The organism is Azospirillum oryzae (assembly GCF_008364795.1).
GTDB classification, from domain to species: Bacteria; Pseudomonadota; Alphaproteobacteria; order Azospirillales; family Azospirillaceae; genus Azospirillum; species Azospirillum oryzae.
This window is the reverse complement of the sequence record NZ_VTTM01000007.1, coordinates 56,327-80,297: the sequence shown is the minus strand read 5'-3', so window position 1 is coordinate 80,297 and position 23,971 is coordinate 56,327. Positions and strand designations below refer to the sequence as shown.

Annotated in this window: 23 protein-coding genes and 1 riboswitch; of the genes, 12 read left to right on the top strand and 11 right to left on the bottom strand. The window is 68.0% G+C overall.

The features are described from left to right. The first annotated feature begins 171 nt into the window (after nucleotides 1–171). The 7 genes from FZ938_RS19235 to FZ938_RS19205 are packed head-to-tail and all read left to right on the top strand — an operon-like array spanning nucleotide 172 to nucleotide 6,915. Nucleotides 172–1,266 carry an ABC transporter ATP-binding protein gene (locus tag FZ938_RS19235; protein ID WP_149200080.1) on the top strand — a complete coding sequence of 365 codons (1,095 nt, stop codon included), beginning with the start codon at nucleotides 172–174 and terminating at the stop codon, nucleotides 1,264–1,266. Beyond that, complete coding sequence (locus FZ938_RS19230; RefSeq protein WP_149200079.1) at nucleotides 1,263–2,168, top strand: ABC transporter permease; 906 nt, start codon at nucleotides 1,263–1,265, stop codon at nucleotides 2,166–2,168. The genes FZ938_RS19235 and FZ938_RS19230 overlap by 4 nt, the downstream gene beginning before the upstream one ends. 7 nt (nucleotides 2,169–2,175) lie before the next feature. Then, nucleotides 2,176–2,970: an ABC transporter permease gene (locus FZ938_RS19225; RefSeq protein WP_149200078.1), complete on the top strand. Its 795-nt coding sequence runs from the start codon at nucleotides 2,176–2,178 to the stop codon at nucleotides 2,968–2,970. Nucleotides 2,971–3,012: 42 nt separating this feature from the next. Next, nucleotides 3,013–3,303, top strand: coding sequence for a (2Fe-2S)-binding protein (locus FZ938_RS19220; RefSeq protein WP_149200077.1), 291 nt, complete (start codon nucleotides 3,013–3,015; stop codon nucleotides 3,301–3,303). Next, the gene (locus FZ938_RS19215) at nucleotides 3,300–4,700 is read left to right on the top strand and encodes an FAD/NAD(P)-dependent oxidoreductase (protein WP_425529373.1); all 1,401 of its coding nucleotides are present in this window, start codon (nucleotides 3,300–3,302) and stop codon (nucleotides 4,698–4,700) included. Before FZ938_RS19220 ends, FZ938_RS19215 begins: the two co-directional genes overlap by 4 nt. Further along, on the top strand, nucleotides 4,700–5,818 hold the full coding sequence (locus FZ938_RS19210) for an NAD(P)/FAD-dependent oxidoreductase (protein ID WP_149200075.1): 1,119 nt from the start codon (nucleotides 4,700–4,702) through the stop codon (nucleotides 5,816–5,818). Before FZ938_RS19215 ends, FZ938_RS19210 begins: the two co-directional genes overlap by 1 nt. A gap of 35 nt (nucleotides 5,819–5,853) precedes the next feature. Continuing rightward, complete coding sequence (locus FZ938_RS19205; RefSeq protein ID WP_149200074.1) at nucleotides 5,854–6,915, top strand: ABC transporter substrate-binding protein; 1,062 nt, start codon at nucleotides 5,854–5,856, stop codon at nucleotides 6,913–6,915. A 56-nt stretch (nucleotides 6,916–6,971) separates the two neighbouring features. Here the strand turns inward: FZ938_RS19205 and FZ938_RS19200 are convergent, their stop codons facing one another. Continuing rightward, nucleotides 6,972–8,363: a class II 3-deoxy-7-phosphoheptulonate synthase gene (locus FZ938_RS19200; protein ID WP_149200073.1), complete on the bottom strand. Its 1,392-nt coding sequence runs from the start codon at nucleotides 8,361–8,363 to the stop codon at nucleotides 6,972–6,974. Between the two features lie 304 nt (nucleotides 8,364–8,667). Here FZ938_RS19200 and FZ938_RS19195 point away from each other — a divergent pair, with 304 nt between their 5' ends. Continuing rightward, on the top strand, nucleotides 8,668–10,032 hold the full coding sequence (locus FZ938_RS19195) for an AmpG family muropeptide MFS transporter (RefSeq protein WP_149200072.1): 1,365 nt from the start codon (nucleotides 8,668–8,670) through the stop codon (nucleotides 10,030–10,032). Between the two features lie 30 nt (nucleotides 10,033–10,062). Here the strand turns inward: FZ938_RS19195 and FZ938_RS19190 are convergent, their stop codons facing one another. From FZ938_RS19190 to FZ938_RS19175, 4 genes are all read right to left on the bottom strand, one after another. Further along, nucleotides 10,063–10,968 carry a manganese catalase family protein gene (locus FZ938_RS19190; protein ID WP_149200071.1) on the bottom strand — a complete coding sequence of 302 codons (906 nt, stop codon included), beginning with the start codon at nucleotides 10,966–10,968 and terminating at the stop codon, nucleotides 10,063–10,065. A gap of 247 nt (nucleotides 10,969–11,215) precedes the next feature. Further along, entirely contained in the window at nucleotides 11,216–11,698 is a 483-nt protein-coding gene (locus tag FZ938_RS19185; RefSeq protein WP_149200256.1) for a hypothetical protein, read from the bottom strand. A 174-nt stretch (nucleotides 11,699–11,872) separates the two neighbouring features. Continuing rightward, nucleotides 11,873–13,240 (bottom strand): glutathione-disulfide reductase, encoded by a 1,368-nt coding sequence (gene gor / locus FZ938_RS19180; protein ID WP_149200070.1) that lies wholly within the window; start codon nucleotides 13,238–13,240, stop codon nucleotides 11,873–11,875. 91 nt (nucleotides 13,241–13,331) lie between these two features. Then, the gene (locus FZ938_RS19175) at nucleotides 13,332–13,826 is read right to left on the bottom strand and encodes a flagellar basal body-associated FliL family protein (RefSeq protein WP_149200069.1); all 495 of its coding nucleotides are present in this window, start codon (nucleotides 13,824–13,826) and stop codon (nucleotides 13,332–13,334) included. 405 nt (nucleotides 13,827–14,231) lie between these two features. On the opposite strand from FZ938_RS19175, the gene FZ938_RS19170 reads away from it, so the two are divergent. Continuing rightward, nucleotides 14,232–15,440 carry a nicotinate phosphoribosyltransferase gene (locus tag FZ938_RS19170; RefSeq protein WP_246458038.1) on the top strand — a complete coding sequence of 403 codons (1,209 nt, stop codon included), beginning with the start codon at nucleotides 14,232–14,234 and terminating at the stop codon, nucleotides 15,438–15,440. 54 nt (nucleotides 15,441–15,494) lie between these two features. On the opposite strand, the gene deoA is transcribed toward FZ938_RS19170, so the two are convergent. The 6 genes from deoA to FZ938_RS19140 are packed head-to-tail and all read right to left on the bottom strand — an operon-like array spanning nucleotide 15,495 to nucleotide 21,049. Beyond that, nucleotides 15,495–16,814, bottom strand: coding sequence for a thymidine phosphorylase (gene deoA / locus FZ938_RS19165; RefSeq protein ID WP_149200068.1), 1,320 nt, complete (start codon nucleotides 16,812–16,814; stop codon nucleotides 15,495–15,497). A 3-nt stretch (nucleotides 16,815–16,817) separates the two neighbouring features. Then, nucleotides 16,818–17,651: a deoxyribose-phosphate aldolase gene (gene deoC / locus FZ938_RS19160; protein WP_149200067.1), complete on the bottom strand. Its 834-nt coding sequence runs from the start codon at nucleotides 17,649–17,651 to the stop codon at nucleotides 16,818–16,820. Next, nucleotides 17,648–18,481 (bottom strand): purine-nucleoside phosphorylase, encoded by an 834-nt coding sequence (locus FZ938_RS19155; protein ID WP_149200066.1) that lies wholly within the window; start codon nucleotides 18,479–18,481, stop codon nucleotides 17,648–17,650. Before FZ938_RS19155 ends, deoC begins: the two co-directional genes overlap by 4 nt. Nucleotides 18,482–18,496: 15 nt before the next feature. Continuing rightward, entirely contained in the window at nucleotides 18,497–18,916 is a 420-nt protein-coding gene (cdd, locus tag FZ938_RS19150) for a cytidine deaminase (protein WP_149200065.1), read from the bottom strand. Nucleotides 18,917–18,919: 3 nt separating this feature from the next. After that, a complete protein-coding gene (locus FZ938_RS19145; protein WP_149200064.1) occupies nucleotides 18,920–19,906 on the bottom strand; it encodes an ABC transporter permease in 987 nt (328 codons plus the stop codon). A 3-nt stretch (nucleotides 19,907–19,909) separates the two neighbouring features. Then, nucleotides 19,910–21,049, bottom strand: coding sequence for an ABC transporter permease (locus FZ938_RS19140; protein ID WP_149200063.1), 1,140 nt, complete (start codon nucleotides 21,047–21,049; stop codon nucleotides 19,910–19,912). Between the two features lie 186 nt (nucleotides 21,050–21,235). Between FZ938_RS19140 and FZ938_RS19135 the strand changes: the two genes are divergently transcribed. The 3 genes from FZ938_RS19135 to FZ938_RS19125 all read left to right on the top strand — a co-directional run bounded on the left by FZ938_RS19135 (nucleotide 21,236) and on the right by FZ938_RS19125 (nucleotide 23,970). Next, the gene (locus FZ938_RS19135) at nucleotides 21,236–21,568 is read left to right on the top strand and encodes a (2Fe-2S) ferredoxin domain-containing protein (RefSeq protein ID WP_149200062.1); all 333 of its coding nucleotides are present in this window, start codon (nucleotides 21,236–21,238) and stop codon (nucleotides 21,566–21,568) included. A 131-nt stretch (nucleotides 21,569–21,699) separates the two neighbouring features. After that, nucleotides 21,700–22,614 carry a DMT family transporter gene (locus FZ938_RS19130; protein WP_149200061.1) on the top strand — a complete coding sequence of 305 codons (915 nt, stop codon included), beginning with the start codon at nucleotides 21,700–21,702 and terminating at the stop codon, nucleotides 22,612–22,614. Nucleotides 22,615–22,647: 33 nt separating this feature from the next. Then, a riboswitch (TPP riboswitch) is annotated at nucleotides 22,648–22,762 on the top strand. Between the two features lie 71 nt (nucleotides 22,763–22,833). Next, nucleotides 22,834–23,970, top strand: coding sequence for an ABC transporter substrate-binding protein (locus FZ938_RS19125; protein ID WP_149200060.1), 1,137 nt, complete (start codon nucleotides 22,834–22,836; stop codon nucleotides 23,968–23,970). Nucleotide 23,971: the final 1 nt, after the last annotated feature.

Genomic DNA, 23,971 nt, shown 5'->3' with positions numbered 1-23,971 from the left:
AAATCGGTGATGTTGGCTGCCCCATCTATTCCGCATATCGGAAGCTTTTGCAAAATCTTTTCTATCTATGGAAAAAGCGGATTGACGCGACCCGGGGTGCGGCGGAACCATCGGGGCAACAGGTGAGGCCCGGAGACCGAGGCCAATTTTCGCAAGAGGGAGAATTCCCCCGTGTCGTTCCTCGAATTGAAAAACATCACCAAGCGTTACGGCCCGCTGACCGCGGTCGGCGATGTCTCGCTGTCGGTGGAGAAGGGGGAGTTCGTCTCTCTGCTCGGCCCCTCGGGCTGCGGCAAGACCACGACCCTGCAGATGATCGCCGGTTTCGTCGAACCGTCGGCCGGCACGATCCGGCTTGACGGGCGCGACATCACGCGGGCGAAGGCGAACAGCCGCGGGCTGGGCATCGTGTTCCAGAGCTACGCGCTGTTCCCGCACATGACCGTGTTCGACAATGTCAGCTTCGGGCTGGAGATGCAGCGCGTGCCCAAGGGCGAGCGCAAGCCCCGCGTCGAAGAGGCGCTGTCGCTGGTCCACCTCTCCCCCTATGCCAAGCGCTACCCGCGCGAGCTGTCGGGCGGCCAGCGCCAGCGCGTGGCCCTGGCGAGAGCCCTGGTAATCCGCCCGCCGGTGCTTTTGCTGGACGAGCCGCTGTCGAACCTGGACGCCAAGCTGCGCGAGGCGATGCAGTTCGAACTGCGCGAGATTCAGCGCAAGGTCGGCACCACCACCGTCATGGTCACCCACGATCAGGCGGAAGCCTTCTCGATCAGCGACCGCGTCGTGGTGATGGAGGCCGGGCGCATCACCCAGATCGACCAGCCCTATCGCATCTATGAGCATCCGGAGACGGAGTTCATCTCCCGCTTCGTCGGCAAGACCAACCTGCTGCCGGGCAAGGTCGTCACCGCGACTGGCGCCGGCGCCACGGTGTCTTTGGCCGGCATCGCCGTGCCGGTCGAAGCCGCCGGCCTGTCGGTGGGCGAGACGGTGACGCTGTGCATCCGGCCGGAGAAGCTGCACCTGACCGTCCCGGCGGACGGGCTGCTGACCGGTCGCGTCGCCGACCGCTTCTTCCTGGGCAGCCAGTGGCTCTATCACATCGACGGGCCGCTCGGCACGCTGATGGTGGTGACGGCGAACGACGGTTCCACCCCGGCGGAGCCGGGCGCGACGGTCGGGCTGGAATGGTCGCCGTCGGTCGTGCGTGTCCATCGCGGCGCCATGGCGGAGGCGCCGGATGTGGCGCTCGAGGTGACGGGATGAGCGCCACCGTTCCCGACACCGCCCCGGCCTCGCCGGACGAGGAGACGCATGAGCGCCGTTTCCCCACCGCGCCGCTGTTCCTGTCGGCACCGGCGGCATTGCTGTTCGCCGCGCTGGTGCTGATCCCGCTGTTCCTGACGGCGCTCTTGTCCTTCAACCAGTTTGACTATGCGACCGGGCGCACCAGCGGCTTCACGCTGGAACATTACCTGTCGGTCCTGACCGACGAGTATTACCTGGAAATCTTCCTGCGCACCTTCCGGATTTCGGCGCTGGCGACCGCCATCTGCGTGGTGATCGGCGTGCCCGAGGCCTACATCCTCAGCCGGATGAGCAACCCCTGGCGGTCGATCTTCCTGCTGGTGATCCTGGCGCCGCTGCTGGTCTCGGTGGTCGTGCGCGCCTTCGGCTGGAGCATGCTGCTGGGGCCGGAAGGGCCGGTGAACGCCGCGCTGATGGCGTTCGGCATCGGCCGCATGCGGCTGCTCTACACCGAAGGCACGGTGATCGTGGCGCTGGTCCACGTCATGCTGCCCTTCATGGTCATCCCGGTCTGGACCTCGCTGCAGAAGCTGGATCCGGCGGTGGAGCAGGCGGCGCTGTCCTTCGGCGCCTCGCGCGGCACGGCCATCGTCCGGGTGGTGGCGCCGCAGATCCTCCCCGGCATCCTGTCGGGAAGCCTGATCGTCTTCGGCCTCAGCGCCAGCGCCTTCGCCATCCCCGGCCTGCTCGGCGGGCGGCGGCTGAAGATGGTCGCGACGGTGGTCTACGACCAGTATCTCAGCGACCTGAACTGGCCGATGGGTGCCGCGGTCGCCGCCCTTCTGCTGATCGCCAACCTGATCGTCATGCTGACCTACCACCGTCTGGTGGAAGGCCATTACCGCCGCCGGCTGGGGTGAGGATGCCATGACCCGCAACGGACCCGTCGCCCTGATCTTCCATACGGCAGTCGTCATCTTCATGCTGGCGCCGCTGGCCATCGTCTGCCTCGTCGCCTTCACGCCCGAGAACACGCTGTCGCTGCCGACCAACGGCTTCTCGCTGCGCTGGTTCGATGCGGTGTTCCACCATCCGGACTTCGTCCAGTCCTTCTGGAACAGCCTGTGGCTCGCCGTGCTGTCGGCGACGCTGGCGGTGGTGCTGGCGGTGCCGGCGTCCCTCGCCATCACGCGCTGGGAGTTTCCCGGCCGCGGTTTCCTGAATGCACTGTTCCTGTCGCCGCTGATCATCCCCCATCTGGTGCTGGGCGTCGCCATGCTGCGGCTGTTCGCCATCGTCGGCGCGACGGGCAGCTTCGGCTGGCTGGTGGCGGCGCACATCGTGATCGTCACGCCCTATGTCATGCGCCTGCTGATCGCGGCGATTTCCGGCTTCGACCGCAGCGTGGAGCAGGCGGCCTTCTCGCTGGGAGCCAGCGAGGCCACCGTGTTCCGCCGCGTCACCCTGCCGATGATCCTGCCCGGTGTCACCGGCGGCTGGCTGATCGCCTTCATCAACAGCTTCGACGAGCTGACCATGTCCATCTTCATCACCTCGCCGTCCACGGTGACGCTGCCGGTGCGGATGTACATGTACGCCACCGAATCCATCGACCCGATGATGGCGGCGGTGTCGGCTCTCATCATCGGCATCACCGCGGTCGCCGTTCTTCTGCTCGACCGCGTCTATGGGTTGGACCGCATCCTGGTCGGCCAGCACTGAGCATCCGTTCCGGCCGTCCTTTCTCTTCGGAGACCAGTCATCATGGCTTTGCTGCAGCGTGTGGCCGAACAGGGCCGGCGCGTGGTCCGCTTTACCCTCGACGGGCGCCCGGTGGAGGCGCTGGAGGGCGACACCGTCATGACCGCAATGCTCACCAATGCCGAGCGGCTGCGCCGGACGGAGTTCGCCGACAGCCCGCGCGCCGGATTCTGCATGATGGGCGCCTGCCAGGATTGCTGGGTGCGGACGGAGGAGGGCGAGCGCCTGCGCGCCTGCGGCACCTTCATCGCCGATGGCATGCGCCTGCTGAGCGGCGGGGAGTGGACGTCGTGAGCGAACATCTCCCTTCGGCTGGTTTGGCCCCCGTCATCGTCGGCGCCGGCCCGGCCGGCATCCGCGCGGCGGAACAGTTGGTCGCCGCCGGTCTGCGCCCGGTGGTGGTGGACGAGGCGGCGCGCTGGGGTGGCCAGATTTACCGCCAGCCTCCGGACGGCGGCTTTACCCGGCCCAAGAACGCGCTGTACGGCTTCGAAGCGGGCAAGGCCGACGCGGTCCACCGCGCCATGGCGGCTATCCGCGACCGGGTGGATTACCGCCCACGCACACTGGTGTGGAACTGCGAGGCGGGCGCGCTCGACCTGCTGTGCGACGGGGCGAGCGAGGCCTTGCCCTTCAGCCATCTGATCCTGGCGACGGGGGCCACCGACCGCGTGCTGCCCTTCCCCGGCTGGACGCTGCCCGGCGTCTTCACGCTCGGCGGGTCGCAGGTGGCGCTGAAGTTCCAGGGCTGCGCCATCGGCCGGCGGGTCGCTTTCCTCGGCACCGGGCCGCTGCTCTATCTGGTCGCCTACCAGTATCTGAAGGCCGGGGTCGAGGTGACTGGGGTGTTCGACACAACGCCCTTCGCCGTCCAGGCCCGCGCCACCGCCGGCATGCTGCGCGATCCGGCGACGCTGGCGAAGGGGCTGCTGTACGTCGGCTGGCTGCGCGCCCATGGCGTGCCCATCCACAACGGCGTGCGCCCGGTGCGCGCCGAGGGGACGGAGCGGGTCGATGCGCTGGTCTGGCGTGATGCGCGCGGTCAGGAACGGCGCACGGACTGCGATGCCGTCGCTTTCGGGCTTGGCCTGCGGTCGGAGACCCAGCTTGCCGACCTCGCCGGCTGCCGCTTCCGCTTCGACGAGGCCGACCGGGCGTGGCTGCCGGAGCGTGACGGGGCAGGGCGCAGCTCGGTTCCCGGCGTCTATCTGGCCGGCGACGGCAGCGGCATCGCCGGTGCCGATGCGGCGGAACTGGCGGGGGAACGCGCGGCGCTGGCCCTGCTGGAGGATCTCGGCCGGCCGGTCGAGGCTGCACGGGTGAAGGAGTTGGACGGCCGGCTCGCCCGCATCGCCGCCTTCCGCCGCAGCCTGTCGGCGGCCTTCCCCTTCCCGGCGGACTGGGCCGACGCCATCGCCGACGACACGATGATCTGCCGCTGCGAAGGCATCACCGCCGGTGCGGTGCGCGAGGTCGCCCGCAGCGGACAGGCCCGCGAGATGAACCGCGCCAAGGCGTTGACCCGCGCCGGCATGGGCCGCTGCCAGGGCCGCATGTGCGGCGCCACCACGGCGGAACTGCTGTCCCGCACGCTCGGCACCGGTCCTGACGGGGTGGGGCGCCTGCGGGCACAGCCCCCGATCAAGCCGCTGCCGGTTTCCGCGGGCGCCCAGCGGCGGGAGGTCGCGTGATGCGGGAACGGATCGAGTGCGATGTCGCCATCGTCGGCGGCGGGATCGTCGGCGGGTCGGCGGCGCTGTTCCTGCGGCAGGCCGGCCTGTCGGTCACCCTGCTGGAGCGCGACTGGTGCGGCGCCAAGGCGAGCGGCGTCAATTTCGGCGGCGTGCGCCGGCAGGGCCGCCCGCTGGAACAACTGCCGCTGTCCCAGCGCGCCCACGCCATCTGGGGCCGGCTTCCGGAACTGCTTGGCACCGACGCCGAGTACATCCGCTCCGGCCATCTGAAGTTGGCGCGCAGCGAAGCCGATCTGGAGTCGCTGATCGCCTACCGCGAGCGCAGCCAGGGTTTCGGCCTCGGGCTGGAGATCATCACAGGCGAGGAGTTCCGCCGGCGCTGGCCGGCGCTTGGCGACCGTGCGCTCGGCGGGTCGCTCTGCCCAGAGGACGGCCACGCCAACCCGCGCCTCGTCTCCCCCGCCTTCGCCCGCGCAGCGGCCAAGTTGGGCGCAGTGGTGCGCGAGCAGACGCCGGTCGACCGGGTCGAGAAGGACGGCGACCGCTTCGTCCTGCTGAGCGGCGACGCGTTGGAAGTCCGCGCCCGCCACCTGCTGAACACCGCCGGGGCCTGGTCATGGCGGGTGGCGGAGGCGTTCGGCGAACCGGTGCCGCTGGAATCGCTCCACCCCAACATGGCGGTGACGGAGCCGCTGCCCCGCTTCCTCGACGTCAACATCGGGGTGGAGGGCGGCGGCGTCTATGGCCGGCAGGTGCCGCGCGGCAACATGGTGGTCGGTGGCGGGCGCGGCTTCGCGCTGGACGCCGACCGCGCCCGTCCGCAGCGCGACGCCGTGCTGACCCTGATGCGCGACGCGGCGGAGCTGTTCCCGCAACTGCGCCATGCCCACGTCATCCGCTGCTGGACCGGGGTGGAGGGCTACACGCCCGACCGCAACCCGGTCATCGGCCCCAGCCGCACCACCCCCGGCCTGTTCCACGCCTTCGGCTTCTCCGGCGCCGGCTTCCAGATCGGCCCCGGCGTCGGCCAGACGCTGGCCGAACTGGTCACCAGCGGCGAGACGCCGATGCCGCTGGAGGCTTTCCGCATCGACCGCTTTGCACCAACCGCTTAAAGACTTCACCCACTTTGGCCCAATGGAGGACATGCATGCCCAGCTTGCGTAACCTGTCGCTCACCGGTCTCGCCACGGTTGCCATCACGGCGGCCGCCGCGCTCTCCACCCCCGCCGCCGCCCAGACCAAGACGGTCTATATCGGCATGAACGGCGGCACGATGGAGAAGACCTACACCGAGCATGTCTTCCCCGCCTTCGAGAAGGCGACCGGCATCAAGGTGGTGGTGGTCCCCGGCACCTCGTCCGACATCCTGGCCAAGCTGCAGGCGCAGAAGGACAATCCGCAGATGCACGTCGTCTTCCTGGACGACGGGCTGATGTACCGCGCCATCGGCATGGGCCTGTGCCAGAAGATGGACAGCTCGCCGGTGCTGAACGACGTCTATCCGTCGTCGCGCATGAAGGGCGACATGGCGGTCGGCGTGAACATGGGCATGACCGGGCTGGCCTATAACAAGGCGATGTTCGACGAGAAGGGCTGGGCGCCGCCGACCAGCTGGATGGATCTGGCCGACCCCAAGTACAAGGGCAAGGTCGTCGTCCAGTCGGCCGCCAGCAGCTCCTTCGGCCTGCACGCCTTCCTGATGTACAACCGCATCAAGGGCGGCACCGAGGCCAACGTCGATCCGGGCTTCACCACCTGGCGCAAGACCATCGGCCCGAACGTGCTGGAATACATCCCCAGCTCCGCCAAGATCGCCGAGATGGTCCAGACCAACGAGGCGGCCATCTTCCCGCTGACCCCGACCGGCGTCGGCAGCCTGAAGGCCAAGGGCATCCCGGTGGAATACGCCCAGCCCAAGGAAGGCTCGGTCGTGCTGATGGTCGGCGAATGCGTCGTCGCCAAGAACCCGGACAACGAGGCCGCGCAGAAGCTCGCCGCCTATCTGCTGGGTCCGGAAGCGCAACTCGCCGCCCTGCAGTATGGCGCGCAGATCCCGTCCAACACCAAGGTCACGGCGCCGGCCGACGTCGCCGACGAGATGAACAAGTTCCAGGGTTACATGAAGAACGCCGTCACGGTGGACTGGGACGTCATCAACGAGAAGCGCCCGGACTGGAACCAGCGCTGGAACAAGGAAATCGAACGGTAATCGGGGCATGAAAAAGGGGGGCGCCAAAGCGCCCCCCGATTTGCTTCCGCAGCTGGTTATTCGGCAGCCATCGCGGCGCGGCGCTGGGCCTCGCGGGTTTGGCGGCCTTCCTTCAGCTTTTCCGACAGCAGGAAGGCCAGTTCCAGCGACTGGCTGGCGTTCAGACGCGGATCGCAGGCGGTGTGGTAGCGCAGGGCCAGATTGTGGTCGGTGATCGCCTGGGCGCCGCCCGTGCACTCCGTCACGTCCTGGCCGGTCAGCTCGAAGTGCACGCCGCCGGCATGGGTGCCTTCGGCCTGATGCACCTCGAAGAAGCCGCGCGCCTCGGCCAGCACCCGCTCGACCGGACGGGTCTTGTAGCCGGTGGTCGACTTGATCGTGTTGCCGTGCATCGGGTCGCAGGACCACACAACGGTGCGGCCTTCGCGCTGGACCTTGCGCAGCAACGGCGGGAACTTCTCCGCCACCTTGTCGGAACCCATGCGCACGATCAGCGTCAGGCGCCCGGCCTCGTTGGTCGGGTTCAGGATGTCGATCAGGCGGATCAGCTCGTCCGGGTCGGTGGTCGGGCCGCACTTCAGGCCGATCGGGTTCTTCACCCCGCGCAGGAACTCGACATGGGCGCCGTCGGGCTGGCGGGTGCGGTCGCCGATCCACAGCATGTGGGCCGACACGTCGTACCAGTCGCCGGTGGTGCTGTCGACGCGGGTCAGCGCCTGCTCGAACGGCAGCAGCAGCGCCTCGTGGCTGGTGAAGAAGTCGGTCTCGCGCAGCTGCGGCGTGGTCTCCGCGGTGATGCCGCAGGCGGCCATGAAGGCCAGCGTCTCGTCCAGGCGGTTGGCCAGCTCCTGGAAATGCTCGCCGGCCGGCGACTTCTCGACGAAGCTCAGCGTCCACTGATGGACCTTATGCAGGTCGGCGTAACCGCCCTGGGCGAAGGCGCGCAGCAGGTTCAGCGTCGCGGCGGCCTGGGTGTAGGCCTGCATCATGCGTTCCGGATCGGGAACGCGGGCATCGCTGGTGAAATCGAAGCCGTTGATGATGTCGCCGCGGTAGGACGGCAGCTCGACCCCGTCGATCGTCTCCATGTCGGCCGAACGCGGCTTGGCGAACTGGCCGGCCATGCGGCCGACCTTGATGACCGGAATCGAGGCGCCGAAGGTCAGCACCACGGCCATCTGCAGCAGGACGCGGAAGGTGTCGCGGATGTTGTTGGGGTGGAACTCGGCGAAGCTCTCGGCGCAGTCGCCGCCCTGCAGCAGGAAGGCCTGGCCGGCGGCGGCCTCGGCCAGCTTGGCCTTCAGCCGGCGGGCCTCGCCGGCGAAGACGAGCGGCGGATAGGAGGACAGACGCTGTTCGACCGCCTCGACCTTGGACTGGTCGGGATAAGTCGGCAACTGCTTCGCCGGTTTCGTCTTCCAACTGGCGGGTGTCCAACGCTCGACCATGACGCGCCTGCTCTTCCTTGACGATTGCGGAACGGGGGCCGGGCGGGCGGCGAACGACCGGCGGCGAAACCCGTGGGGGGTACTCTATAGCGCGACTCGCGGTAACTTTTCCACAGTTTAGGCCCGCCTGCCGGCAATGCTGTGCCAATGGGACAGGTCGCCTGCCACCGTGGGTGATTTCAGATGAAAGGAACTTCGCCCCGCATTCGCCCCGACCCCCGATATATAAGGGCCGCTGGCGGCCTGCGCCCGCGGCCAGTATACATCGGGGGGAAACCGACCACGCCCGAGAGGAGCCTCCCCGGTGAAAGCGACATCCTGGCGGGCAAAGCGCCTATCCTCCTGGGCGCAGGCCCTGGGGGTCTACCGCGACCCGCGCGTGCTGGCGATCCTGTTCCTGGGCTTCTCCGAAGGGCTGCCGCTCGCGCTGACCGGCGCCACGCTGAATGTCTGGCTGACCGAACAGGGGGTCAGCCGCACCAACATCGGGCTGTTCGCGCTGGTCACCATGCCCTATGCGCTGAAGTTCCTGTGGGCGCCGCTGATCGACCGGCTGCGGCTGCCGGTGATGACGCGGCTGTTCGGGCGGCGGCGCGGCTGGGCGCTGACGGCGCAGGCGGCGCTGATCGCGGCGCTGCTGGGGCTGGGCACCACCGATCCCGGGCAGGATTTGTGGTGGACGGCGATGTGCGCCGTGCTGGTCGCCTTCTGCTCGGCCAGCCAGGACATCGTGGTCGATGCCTATCGCGTCGAGGTGCTGGAGGAGCATCAGCAGGCCGCCGGTGCCGCAGTGCTGGTGCTGGGCTATCGCTTCGGCATGATGGCGGCGGGGGCGGGCGCGCTCTACATCGCGCAGTACCACGGCTGGCGCACGGCCTACGAAGTGATGGCGGCGCTGGTTCTGGTCGGCATGGCCACCATCCTGCTGTGCCGCGAGCCGAAGGAGCCGCCGCCCAGCGCCCGCGAAAAGCTGATCGCGGAGTGGCTGGGTCACCGGCCGCACCTGTCGGGCCGCAGCGCCGTCGTGCTCGCCTGGATTTACGGGGCGGTGGTGGCGCCCTTCGCCCAGTTCATGGAGCGGCGCGGCTGGGTGGTGATCCTCGCCTTCATCGCCAGCTACAAGCTGGGGGAGGTGCTGGCCGGCCAGATGTCCTCGACCTTCTACATCAGCCTGGGATTCACCAAGGTGGAGATCGCCAACGTCAGCAAGCTGTTCGGGCTGTGGGCGACCATCGCCGGCGGGCTGCTGGGAGGGTTGCTGGTGGGCAAGGTCGGGGTTCTGCGCGGCCTGATGATCGGCGGCATCCTGCAGATGGTGTCGAACCTGGGCTATGTCGTGCTGGCCTGGAATGGCAACGACGTGTCGACCCTGGCGATGACGGTGGCGGTGGAGAATGTCTGCGCCGGCATCGCGACCGCGGCCTTCGTCGCCTATCTGTCCAGCCTGTGCAACGTCGCCTACACCGCGACGCAATATGCGCTGCTGTCCAGCCTGTACAAGCTGGGCGGCGACCTGTTCGGCGCCTCGTCCGGCTGGCTGGCGGAGCGGATGGACTGGGTCAGCTTCTTCCTGCTGTCGATGGCGGGCGCTGTGCCGGCGCTGTGCCTGCTGGTCTGGCTGATGGGCCTGCACCGCCGCGAGGAAGAGGCCGCCGTCCCCGCACAATGACGGGGACGGCGACGGGGATGCCGGAGGAGCTTAGCGTTCGCCGGCGGTCGTCTTGGTCTTGCCGGCGCCCGGCCCGGCGCCCAGGTCGGCGCCGGTGGTCGGGTCGGAGTCCGGCTTCGACATGGTGCGGGCGGCCACGGCGTTGACCGCCGCCAGTTCCGACGCGGCGAGCTTGACCGTCGGGTTGCCGTCGCCGCCGTTGACCGGGGCGTCGCCCATCTTGACGTCGACGAAGTCCCACTGGGCGCCCTGGTTCCAGGGGCCGCGCATGTCGCCTTCGCCCTGGCTCGTGTTGTAATACTTGTCGGTGTATTCCGGCTTGCCCGGCAGCTTGCCCGGCGGGAAGTTGTTGTCGATGGCGTAGAGCGCCTTTTCGAAGCTCTTCTGGTGGGCGATCTCGCGGGTCATCAGGAAGCCCAACGCGTCCTTCACGCCCGGGTCGTCGGTGACGTTGATCAGCCGCTCATAGATGATCTTGGCGCGCGCTTCCGCCGCGACGTTGGAGCGCAGATCGGCCGTCGGCTCGCCGATGCTGTCGATATAGCCGCCGGTCCACAGCTGCCCGGCCGAATTCACCAGGGCCGGCCCGCCGCCATACAGCAGCGACAGGGTGTGGCTGCCGTTGCCCTGGGTGATGTTGGCATAGAGGTCGGTGGTCGCCTCCGCACCTTCGGCCAGCTTGCCCTTGGCACCCTTGGTCAGCATGGCGACGATGGAACCGATGATTTCGAGGTGGCTCAACTCCTCGGTCGCGATGTCGATCAGCATGTCCTTGCGGCCCGGATCCTCATCGGCCAGACCCTGGGTGAAATAGCGCATGGCCGCTGCCAGTTCGCCCTGCGGGCCGCCGAACTGCTCCAGCATCAGGCTGGCGAGCACCGGGTTCGGCTCAGACACGCGGACCGTGTACATGAGCTTTTTGTTGTGCATGAACATGCGAGGGATTCCTCCTGCGTCAGATGGCCCGCTTTGCAGGGGCCGCGGATCGGTGCGACCGGGTCCGGACCGGATCGCTCCCTGCCCTCAACCGAGGATCTTTAGAAGCGTTCCAGGAGAAATACCTGTTTCGGAGAGTTATGACGGACGGGTCCTGACGCTGGCTGGAAATATTGCCTTCCGTGCAGGTCCGACCGGGACAGCGGGGCGTCCGCGGTGATGGGGCCCCCGCTGCCGTCGCCGCTGGTTACTGAGCCTGGGCGCGACAGGCTTCCAGGGCGGAAATCGCCTTGCGGGTGTCGTCCAGGTAATAGGTGTAGGCGTAATCGTCGCTCTTGCCGTCGATCTCCATATAGAGTTCGCGGCCGTTCATCAGGGCATCGATCGCCTTCGAGGTGGCCGGAATGCCGACGACGGCCATCGTCTTGTCGATGGCGGCACCCGGGACCTTGTCGCTCCACTTCTTATCGACCGACAGGGAGATGGTGAGGTCTTCCTTCTCTTTCAGCTTCCAGCCGGAATCGCTGAAGATCAGCACCATGGCTTGGCCTTTGTTCGTATAGGCCAGAGCGATGGCGGCGGTGTCCTTCGAATCGGTCTTCCATTCCTGGCTGATGGCGCAGTCCTTATCGATCTTGACGTCCCACACGCCGATCTTGGTCTGAGCGTGGGCAGTACCGATCGAGGCGAATGCCGCAACGCAGGCAGCCGCTGCAAAAATTCCGCGCATGTTCACAGTCATTCCCTGGGAAAATTGTTCGTACCACCATGGTAGGTACTACAATCGGGGTAGGTCCAGGGATTTCCGGTCCTTGCACCGGAATATAATGGGGCCATGAGCGGAGAACTCCGATCATGGCCCGTCGCTGATAGCCCGCCACTGCGTATTGGTACGATTGACCGTTCAGATTTTCTTTTCCGGCTCCGCCTTCTCGCGCATCAACACGAATTCTTCTGCGGTGGAGGGGTGCAGCGCGATGGTGCGGTCGAAGTCGCGCTTGGTGGCACCGCAATTCATGGCGATGGCCATCGGCTGCATCATCTCCGGCGCGTCCATGCCCATCATGTGGCAACCCAGCACCCGCTGGCTTTCGCCGTCCACCACCAGTTTCATCAGCACCCGCTCGTCACGGCCGGACAGGGTGTGTTTCATCGGCCGGAAGCCGGCCTTGTAGATGTCGACCTGCGGGTATTTGGCGCGCGCCTGCATCTCGGTCAGGCCGACGGTGCCCAGCGGCGGCAGCGAGAACACCGCGGTCGGCACATTGTCGTAGCCAATGTGCATCGGGTTGTCGTTGTACAGCGTTTCGGCCAGCGCCCGGCCCTCGGCAATGGCGATGGGGGTCAGCGCCATGCGGTCGGTGACGTCGCCAATGGCATAGATGTTGTCGACGGAGGTCCGCGACCATTCGTCGACCGGGATCGCGCCGGCCTCGTTCAGCGTGATGCCGACCTCTTCCAGCCCCAGATTCTTGGTGTTCGGCCGGCGGCCGGTGGCGGCCATCACCAGTCCGGCGGAATGCTCGCGTCCCATATGGTCGGTCAGGGTATAGCCGCCGGGCCCCTTTTCCAGCTTCGCCGGCTTGCAGCGCGAGATGATGTTGATGCCGCGCTTGCGCATCTCCTGCGCCAAGGCGACGCGGATGTCGTCGTCGAAGCCGTTCAGCAGGTCGTCGCCGCGGATCATCAGCGTGACTTCGGCGCCCAGACCGCGGAAGATGCTGGCGAACTCCACGGCGATGTAGCCGCCGCCGATGATCAGCACGGAATGGGGCAGCGTTTCCAGATGCAGCGCCTCGTTGGAGGTCGCGGCATGCTCCATCCCCTCGACCTGCGGCAGCGTCGGCCAGCCGCCGGTGGCGACCAGGATGTTGCGGGCGGTGTAGCGCTTGCCGTCGACTTCCACCGTGTGGCGGTCGATGATCCGGCCGAACCCCTCATAGAGGGTGACGCCGGAGTTCTTCAGCATGTTGATGTAGATGCCGTTCAGCCGGTCGATCTCGCGGTCCTTGCGCGCGATCAGCGTTTCCCAGTCGAAGGTCGGCGTGTGCGAGTTCCAGCCATAGCCGGAGGAATCCTCGAAACCGTCGCGGAACTGGGCGGCGTAGACCAGCAGCTTCTTCGGCACGCAGCCGCGAATCACGCAGGTGCCGCCGACGCGGCTTCCCTCGCAGATCGCCACCCTGGCGCCGTAGGACGCCGCGCGCCGGCTGGCGGCGACGCCCCCGGACCCCGCCCCGATGGTGAAGAGGTCGAAATCGAACTCGGCCACGGCCGTCTCCTTCCGCAACTGGACCTTTAACCCACGAACGAATGTCGTCGGGCAGGATATGGGGTCGGGGCAGGCGTTGGGAAGCGCGCCCTCAGCGCAGCAGCATGTCCTGGATCAGCACTTGCCGAAGCTTCAGCGGACGCATGGTCTTGTTGGCGACGTAGCGCACTGCGTCCTTGACATAGACCTGCCCCTCCGCCCCCCGCAGTTCGGCGGGGTCGACCTCCAGCAGGCGCCGTTCGATGGCGTCGGCGATGCGCGGCAGATGCGGCGTGACTGTTTCCAGCGGGGTCGACGGGTCGAATTCCAGAACGGCGCGCAGCCGCAGTTCCTGCAGCCGGCGGCCGTCGTTGAGCGTGACGGTCAGGGTGGGCAGAGCGGCATAGACGGCCGGCGCCGCCATGATGCGGGCAGAGGAATAGGCGCCCTGGGCGGGGGCCGGGCGCAGAAGCAGCGCACTGCCGATCCCGGCGCCGGCGAAGGCCAGCATCAGCCCCAGCAATGCCAGGACGATCCGGTTTCCGGTTCCATCGAAGGCGGGCAGGTTGCCTTGGCCGGCTTCGGCAGAGACTGATGCCTTGGTCATTCCGCCCTGCTGAGTTGTTGCCGCCGAACCGGTCCGAAAACTCTAAAAGCGCGGAAGTGGTAGGTCAAATAAAGGTATTTTATCTGGTTTTTCCTTTGATTGTTGAGGGATGGAGGAGGATCGACATGCCCCATAGCCGGACTTCCTTTCCGAGCATTCGATGTTTTTCCAGCAGACCGGCACATCATTCCCGTCGAAAAATGCAACGCTGCCATCCGCCGCGGGTTGACAGGGTGGGAAGCCTCTTCCCCCGCCCGGCCGGGGCGTATAATGCTGGGATTCCAACACAACCGGCCGGCTGGCCCTGCCCGGCGGCCGGACCATCCATAACGATGTACCGCAAAGCCATGCGCACACACAGGCGCGGACAGGCGTAGACAGGGGCGGAAGGCGAGGGTGATGGGTATGAGCGACAGCGATAACCGATCGGTTGGCAGCCGGGCAGCAGGCATCCGGCCGGCCGGCATCCAGACAACCGGGAGCGGGCCGACTGCCCTTCATCCGTCCTCCGCCGCGGTTCCCGACTGGACGGACACCTATTTCCGCCGCACCAAGGAGGCGGTGGGCAAGTTCGGCGACAAGACCGTCACCTACGCCATCTTCATGCGGCGCCCGGTGGTCTGCGCTCCGCGCCTTGCGGTGGAATGGCTGGAGTCGGTGGCGCGGGAACGCAACACCAGCTTCCGGATCGAGTTGAACTACCCCGAGGGCAAATGGGTCGGTGCCGGCGAGCCGATCATGTACATCACCGGCTCCTTCTATCATCTGGTCGATTGCGAGACGATCCTGCTGCAGAAGCTGGGACCGGCCAGCGTCGCGGCCTACAACGCCTTCACCATGTGCGCCGACCTGCCGAAGGTCGCCTTCCTGGCCATGGACGCCCGCCATTGCGCCGGGACGGAGATGGCGGAGATGATGGCCTATGCCGCCTCCGTCGGATCCGACCGGGCCAAGCGCAAGGTCGGCGCCAAGGGCTTCGTCGGAAACGCCACCGACGCCACCGCCTCCTATTTCGGGCAGGACCGGGGCATGGGCACCATGCCGCACGCCCTGATCGGCTATGCCGGTTCGACCGTGCGCGCGGCGGAGATGTTCCACGAGACCTTCCCCGACCTGCCGCTGACCGTCCTGGTCGATTATTTTGGCCGCGAGATCACCGACGGCCTGGAGGTCTGCCGCCGCTTCCCGCAACTGGCCGCCCAGGGCAAGCTGTCGCTGCGGCTCGACACCCCCGGCGGTCGTTTCGTCGAGGGGCTGGACCCGCCCGGTTCCTATGCCGTGCTGGAGCGGCATGCGCCGCATGCGATCCGCGGCTATCGTGATGAGACGCAACTGCGCTACCTGATCGGCACCGGTGTTTCGGCCGCGGCGATCCACTATGTGCGCGAACGGCTGGACGAGGCCGGTTTCCCGGCAGTGAAGATCGTCGCCAGCAGCGGCTTCGGCCCGGCCAAGTGCCGGCTGATGGCGGAGGCCAACGCCCCGGTGGACGTGATCGGCACCGGCAGCTACCTGCCTGAACGTTGGACCGAGACCTACGCGACAGCCGACATCATCGAGTATGACGGCGAACGCCGCGTGAAGGTCGGCCGCGAGTTCCTGTTCCGGCGGTAACGTCCAACGAACCCTGCATCGCCCTCTCCCGTCCCGGGAGAGGGCGATATTCATTCACCCCAAGCGTTTCGCGATCAACGGCCCACGTACCGGTGCCGTCTCGCTCACCGTGACCGACGCACGCAGGCGGCGTTCCGCCTCGTCGGCCTGGGCTTCCGTGCGGGCGTGCAGGATCGCCAGCGGACGTTCCGTCGGACCCACCGCGTCGCCCAACCCGGCCACCTCGTCGAAGCCGACCGCGAAGTCGATGGCGTCGGTGGTCTTGGTGCGGCCGCCGCCCAGCGCCACCACCGCCATGCCGACCCCGCGGGTGTCGATGGCGCCGACGAAGCCGCTGCGCTCGGCAAAGACCGGGCGGACGATGGGCGCGCTTTCCAGATGGCGGTCCGGCTGCTCCAACAGGTCGGCCGGCCCGCCCAACGCCTCCACCATGCGGGCGAACCGCTCCGCCGCCGCACCGCTGGTGATGGAGCGGTCGGCCATGGCCCGCCCGGCCGCGGCGTCCGGCGCCAGACCGGCAAGTGCCAGCAGTTCCGCCGCCAGCGCCGCCGTCACCTCGTAGAGCCGCGCTTCGGCCGGTTCGCCGCGCAGGATGGCGAGGCATTCGCGCATCTCCAGCGCGTTGCCGGCGCTGCGGCCAAGCACCTCGTTCATGTCGGTCAGCAGGGCGACCGCCGGCAGGCCGGCGCCTTTGGAGACGGTGACGATGCTCTCGGCAAGCGCCTCGGCGTCTTCGAACCGCTGCATGAAGGCGCCGCTGCCGAACTTGACGTCCATCACCAGCGCGTCCAGCCCGGCGGCGAGCTTCTTCGACAGGATCGAGGCGGTGATGAGGTCGAGCGATTCGACCGTCGCCGTCACGTCGCGGATGGCGTAGAGCCGCTTGTCGGCCGGGGCGATGTCGTCGGTGGCGCCGATGACGGCACAGCCCACCTGCTTCACCACCCGGCGCAGCAGGTCGTTGTCGGGCTTGGCGCGATAGCCGGGGATGCTCTCGAACTTGTCGAGCGTGCCGCCTGTGTGGCCGAGTCCGCGCCCCGACACCATCGGCACGAAACCGCCGCAGGCGGCCAGCATCGGCGCCAGGATAAGGCTGACCTTGTCGCCGACGCCGCCGGTGGAATGCTTGTCGATCACCGGGCCGGGCAGGGCCAGCGAGCGCCATTCCATCACGGTGCCGGAATCGCGCATGGCGCAGGTCAGCGCCACCCGTTCGTCCAGGCTCATGCCGCGGAAGAAGACGGCCATGGCGAAGGCCGCCGCCTGGGCCTCCGACACGCGGCCGTCGGTGATGCCGCGCACGAAGTCCTGGATGGTGGCGTCGTTCAACGGCTGGCCGTCGCGTTTGGCGCGGACGATCTCCTGCGGAAGCATGCCTCAGTACCCTCCCGCCGGTGCCGGTTCGCGCTCGCCCTCGCCCTCACGTTCGCCATGGCCGGCGGCGGCCAGCAGCGCGTCGAGCAGGCTGGAGGCGCCGAAGCGGAAGGTCTGCGGCGTCGCCCAGCCATCGCCCAGGATATGGTCGGCCAGCGCCAGATAGCGAGCCGCCTCCGCCGCGTCGCGGATTCCGCCGGATGCCTTGAAGCCGACCGGCTTGCCCGATTCATAGATGCTTTCGAGCATCACCGCCGCCGCCGGCAGGGTGGCGGCCGGCTGGGTCTTGCCGGTGGAGGTCTTCAGAAAATCGGCACCGGCGGCGATGGCGTCGCGGGCCGCCCAGGCCAGCAGGTCGGCATCGGGAAAGGCGCCCGACTCCAGGATCACCTTCATCAGGGCCTTGTCGCTGCAAGCCTCGCGGCAGGCCTTCACCACATTCATCGGCTGGGTGCGGGCGCCGTCGATGAAGGCCTTGTAGGGCAGCACGACGTCGATCTCGTTGGCGCCGTCGGCGATGGCCCGCCGGGTCTCCGCCGCAACCGAGGAGGCATCGGCCTCGCCGGTCGGGAAATTCACCACGGTGGCGACCTTCACCGGCGTGTCGTCCAGCGCCTTGCGCGCGGTGGGGACGAAGCGCGCCCAGACGCAGACGGCGGCGACCGGCCCCACGGGGGTGACCGCGCGGGCGCAGAGATCCTGCACCACCCGGTCGCTGTCGTCGCCGTTCAGGCTGGTGAGATCGAGCATGCCCACGGCACGGCGCGCCAGATCGGCGTCGGACGGGGCGTTGGCGCTGGCGTCCAGCGCGCTTTGCAGGTCGGCAGACAGTTTCATGACCGGGACCCGTCCTTCTCATGCAGGCGTTCGAGGAAGCCGACCAGCAGGCGCTCCAGGTCGGCGGCTGCCGCCGAGGCGGCGGTCAGGGTCTGGTGATGGTCGACGGGCCCGTCGCCGAGCCCGACGCCCAGATTGGTGACGACGGCGCAGCCGACGACCCGCAGGCCGCAATGGCGCGCGACGATGCATTCCGGCACCGTGGACATGCCGACCGCGTCGGCGCCCAGCAGCTTCATCATCCGTACCTCGGCCGGCGTCTCGAAGGACGGTCCGGGATAGGCGGCATAGACGCCCTCCGCCAAGTCGATGGACTGGCTGGCGGCGACATCCTTCAGCAGGTCGCGCAAGTCCGGGTCCCAGGCATCGGTCATGCTGGGGAAGCGCTCGCCGAAGGCCTCGTCGTTCGGACCGGTCAGCGGGTTGGAACCCAGCAGGTTCAGGTGATCGCTGATCGCCATCAGCCGGCCCGGCCCGACCTCCAGCCGCAGGGAGCCGACGGCGGCGGTCAGCACCAGCGTGTCGCAACCGGCCAGCTTCAGCGCCCGCACCGCGGTCTTCAGCGCGTCGAAACCGTTGCCTTCATAGGCATGGACGCGGCCCTGCATGCAGGCGACCTCGACCCCGCCGAGTTGCCCAACGACCAGCCGCCCGGCATGGCCGGACACGCTGGGGACCGGGAAGCCGGCGATCTCGCCGTAGGGGATGGATACGGCATCGGCGATGCGGTCGGCGATGCCGCCCAGGCCGGAACCCAGCACGATGCCGACCCGCGGCCGGTGGCCGGAGGCACGGTGAAGGATGTCCGCGGCGGCGCGGGCTGCCGTCATGTCGGGAAACTCCGCTCAGAAGGCTAAATTGGTGGGACCGAACGATTCGGGCAACAGGGTCTCCAGCGAAAAGGTCCGCCGCAGGCCGGCCGGATCGCAGATGTGGATCGGCGTGTCCGGCGTCGCGAATTCGCGGATGCGCTGGCGGCAGCCGCCACAGGGGGTGCAGATCTCCTCCGCCCCCGCTTCGCCGCCCATGACAACGATGGCGCGGATGCGGCGGTCGCCGGCGGTGACCATGGCGCCGATGGCGCTCGATTCGGCGCATTGGCCCTGCGGGTAGGCCGCATTCTCCACATTGCAGCCGGCGAAGATGCGCCCCGATTCGCCGAGAATGGCGGCGCCGACCTTGAATTTGGAGTAGGGGGCATGAGCGTTCTCGCGCGCGGCACGGGCCGCTTCGATCAACTGCGGCAGCTCTGCGGTGTCGGCCATCGGCTAGCGTTCCTTCACATAGGGGATGCCGCTCGCCTTCGGGGCGATGGCCTTGCCGACGAAGCCGGCCAGCAGCAGGACGGTCAGCACATAGGGAAGCATCTGGATGAACTGCACCGGGATGACGCCGATGCCCGGCAACTCCACCCCCTGCAGTCGCACCTGCACCGCGTCGGTGAAGGCGAACAGCAGGCAGGCGAACAGCGTCGGTCCCGGTCGCCATTTGCCGAAGATCAGTGCCGCCAGCGCCAGATAGCCCTTGCCGGCGGTCATGTCGCGGACGAAGCCGGCGCCGTGGCCGGTGGAGAGATACGAGCCGGCCATTCCCGTCAGCGCGCCTGTCACCAGCAGCGCCTGATAGCGCAGCTTCGCCACCGACAGGCCGGCAGTGTCGACCGCCGCCGGATTCTCCCCCACCGCCCGCAGCCGCAGCCCGAAGCGCGAGCGGTAGAGCACCCACTGGGTGGCGATCACCAGGACCAGCGTCACCCAGATCAGCACATTGTTGCCGTTCAGCAATTCGCGGTAGACCGGCCCCAGCACCGGCCCCAGCACCGGCACGCCGGCCAGTGCGTCGACCCCCGGCAGTTCCACCGCGGGAATGCGCGCCTGATTGGGCAGAAGCGGGGTCTGGCCGCCCTGCTGGAACCAGGCATAGGCCAGCGTCGGCGCCAGTCCGGCGACCAGGATGTTGATCGCCATGCCCGACACCACCTGATTGCCGTTGTGGGTGATGCAGGCGAAGCCGTGGACCAGCGCCAGCGCCACCCCGGCGGCGATGCCGGCCAGCAGCCCGAGCCAGGGATTCAGCGTCGTCGACGCGACGGCGGCGGAGAAGAAGGCACCGGCCAGCATCTTGCCCTCCAGCCCGATGTCGACCACGCCCGACCGCTCGCAATACATGCCGGCGAAGGCGGCCAGCACCAGCGGCGTCGCCACCCGGATGGTGGCACTCAACAGCTGCAACGCCAGAAGAAGCGCGTCCTCCATCGCTCAGCCCCTTCCCGTATCTGCCGCGGCGGTGCCGCGGCGGCGGAACAGCGTCTCAACCTGCGGCTTGAACAGGTTCTCCATCGCACCGGCGAACAGAATGACCAGACCCTGGATGACCATCACCAGCTCGCGGTTGATCGTGGGGTATTCGAAGGACAGCTGGCCGCCGCCCTGCGCCAGAACCCCGAACAGCAGGGCTGCCAGAATGATCCCGACCGGGTGGTTGCGTCCCATCAGCGCCACGGCGATGCCGACGAAACCGACGCCGCCGGTGAAGTTCAGGATCACCCGGTGCTGCACGCCCAGGATCTCGTTCACCCCGACGAAGCCGGCCAGCGCGCCGGAGATCAGCATGGCGATGACGATGTTCCGTGCCGGCGAGATGCCGGCATAGACCGCCGCCCGCTCGTTCCGGCCCACCGTGCGCAGCTCGTAGCCCCAGCGGGTGCGGCGCAGGAAGATGTGGAACAGCAGGCAGCAGGCCAGCGCCCACAGGAAGGACAGGTTCAACGGCGAGGCCGGGATGGTGATGCCGAACCAGCCCAGCGCCCGGTCCATCGACGGCAGCCAGACGCCGGGATCGAACTCGCGGGTTTCCGGCGACTGGCTGCCGGGGCGGATCAGCACGTCCACCAGCAGCCAGGTCATGATCGACGCGGCGATGAAGTTGAACATGATCGTCGTGATGACGATGTGGCTGCCGCGCTTGGCCTGCAGCCAGGCCGGAATGAAGGCCCAGGCGGCGCCGAACAGCGCGGACGCCAGCACCGCCAGCAAGGCCACCACCGGCCAGGGCCAGCCGGTCAGCGCCAGCGCCACCAGCCCGGCGCCCAGCCCGCCCAGATAGGCCTGCCCCTCGCCGCCGATGTTGAACAGCCCGCAATGGAAGGCGATGGCGACCGCCAGCCCGGTGAAGATGTAGTCGGTGGTGTAGTAAAGGGTGTAGCCGATGGCCTCCGGGTACCCCAGGGCCTCCGACAGCAGCAGCGACAGCACGTCGACCGGATTCTCGCCGATCACCAGGATCACCAGCCCCGACAGCACGAAGGCCGCGACGAGGTTGAGGACCGGCAGCAGCGCATATCCGACCCAGCCCGGCACGGCGCCCGGCTGACCCTTCCCCGACCCGCTCAGCAGCACCGGCGTCTCCTGGATTGCCCCTTGGCGGGGATTCTTAACCGCCAATGCTCTGCCGACCAAGCATTTCATCACGCCGGAATCACTGGGGCTGCCGTGGGTTAGAAGGATTACAAAAACTCTTGCCGCAGCGCAGCAATCTGGCATGCTTCTAAACCATAGGAATTTTATGGTTATGGAGCATGCCCGATGCCGCTCGACATTCCGCAGACCTTTCGTCACCACGTCTTCTGCTGCGCCCAGCAGCGCCCGCCCGGCCATCCGCGCGGCAGCTGTGCCGCCAAGGGCGCCCATCCGCTGTGGCAGCGGCTCGACCAGAAAATCCAGGCGAAGGGTCTGGCCGATGTCGGCATGGCGATGACGGGCTGCCTCGGTTTCTGCTCCGCCGGGCCGCTGATGGTGGTCTATCCGGAGGGCATCTGGTACCGGCCGGAAACGGCGGAGGACATCGACGAGATCGTCGAGTCGCATCTGGTGAACGATGCGCCGGTGGAGCGGCTGGTGATGGTGTTGACTAGGTGAGGGGAGGGGGCATACGAAGCCAACACTTCCAAGATCCCACGCCTACCAGACCTGCGGTTGCGGCATTGGGACGCGGGCGGATTTGCCCATAATGTGGGCAACATCCGCCATTGCCGTTCTGAACCAATTCCATGACCGATGCCGAGACCGCCGACCTGCTGCCTGCCGAGGCCGATTCGGTTCCCTATGCCGTCGGCTGCTTCCTGGGGGCGATCCTGCTGTTCGCGGCGATGGACACGCTCATCAAGTTCCTGACCGCCGATTACCCGGTGCCGCAGCTGATGTTCGTGCGCTCGCTGGTCGCCTTCCTGCTGGTGGGCGGCTACACGCTGTGGCGTGGCGGTGGGATCGCGGCGATGCGGACCAAGCGGCCCTGGGGGCATGTCTGGCGGGCCTTCGCCGGGCTGATCTCGATGGGCTGCTTCTTCTATGCGTTCCGCGAGCTGCCGCTGGCCGATGTCTATGTGCTGAGCTTCGCCGGGCCGCTGTTCATCACCGCGCTGTCCGCTCCGCTGCTGGGGGAGCCGGTGGGCTGGCGGCGTTGGGCGGCGGTGGTGGTCGGGTTCGGCGGCGTGGTGGTGATGGCGCAGCCGTCGGCCGGGGCGCCGTTGGTGCCGGTGCTGGTCGGGCTGTGCGCCGCCCTGTTCTATGCGCTGGCGGCGCTCGCCGTGCGCGGCCTGTCGCGGACGGAGACCAGCGCGTCCATCGTGCTCTATCTGCTGCTGACGACGACAGTGGTCAGCGGGGCGCTGACGGTGCCGGTGTGGACGGCGCCGACCGGCTTCGCGCTGGGGTTGATGGCGCTCGTCGGCGCGATCGGCGCCGGGGCGCAGGTGCTGCTGACCCAGGCCTTCCGCCGCGCGCCTCCGGCGGTGGTGGCGCCCTTTGAATATACCGGCATGGTCTGGGCCAGCCTGTTCGGCTGGATGGTGTTCGGCGACCTGCCAACCGTGCCGGTGATCGTTGGCGCCATGGTCATCATCGGCAGCGGCCTCTACATCCTGCATCGTGAAACCGTGGTGGCGCGCCGCCGGCTGGGTTCTTGACAGGACGGGGCCGGCGACGACACTCTCGCCGCCTGTTCACGGCTGGGGTGCCCCTGCCTTCGCTGGATCGGCGGATGCGGGGGCTGAGACAACACCCATCGAACCTGATCCGGGTCATGCCGGCGAAGGGAGCCGACCGGAACCCGACGGATCAGCCGCAAATGCCCCGTCCCCTCCGCGTCGCTCCGGTTGCCGGTGCGAGTTGAGGAGTTTTCGGTCATGCGGCGCGCGCTTCCCCTTCTGATCGGCCTGCTGGCGGCCACGTCCTGCCTGTCTCCGGCGGCGCGGGCCGACGACACGCTGTCCTTCCCGGTGCTGGTTCCGCTGACCGGCTTCCTGTCGCTGGAAGGCACCAGCCAGCGCAACGGTGCCGTCCTGGCGCTGAAGCAGACGCCGGCCGGCGTCGCCATTGCGTCGGAGGTCGTCGACACCGGCACCTCGCCCGAGGCGGCGGTGACGGCGCTGGAGCGTGCGGCCGGCAGCGGCACGGTCGGGGCGGTCGCCGCCAGCATGCTCGGCACTCAGATGCTGGCGATGCTGCCGCTGGCGCAGGAGTTGAAGCTGCCGCTGGTCACCGTGTCGGGCACCGCGTCGATCACCGAGCAGGGCAACCCCTGGGTCTTCCGCTTCTTCCCTGGCGACGCCGTGACCAAGTCCGCCCACGCCCGCTATGTGGTGGAGGAGTTGGGCAAGCGGCAGCCGGCGATCATCTATCAGACCACCGCCTATGGGCAGAGCGGCAAGGCCCATCTCGACGCCGCCTTCAAGGCGCTGGGCGTGACCCCGGTGTTCGAGGAGGGGGTGGACCCGGCGGCCAAGGACCTGCTGCCGGTGCTGACCAAGGCGCTGGCCGCCAAGCCGGACGTGCTGGTGCTGCACCTGCATTCCGGCCCGACCGCGCTGCTGCTGCGGCAGGCGGCGTCGAGCGGCGTGACCCTGCCAATCGTCGCCGGCTCCGCCATGCATCAGCCGAGCACCGCTGCCCTGTTGGAACCGGCGGAGTTGAAGGGCGTCTGCGCCGAGACTGCGGCCTCGCCGATTTCAGGCGACACGCCGGAGGTCAAGGCCTTCACCGATGCCTACCGCACCGCCTTCGGCAAGGACCCGGACGCCTTCGCGCTCGGCCAGTATGACGGCATGACGATGGTGCTGGAGGCGGTGAAGGCCGGCGCCCGGACGCCGGACGCCATCCGGAAAGCACTGTCGTCGGAGACGTTCAAGGGTCTCGCCATGACCTACAAGTCCGACGGCAAGGGCAACATGGCGCATTCCGCCGTCATCGTCTGCTATGACGGGACCAGCCGCGTGCCGACGCTGGTGAAGCGGTACGCCGACCCGACACTCGCGGCGAAGTGAG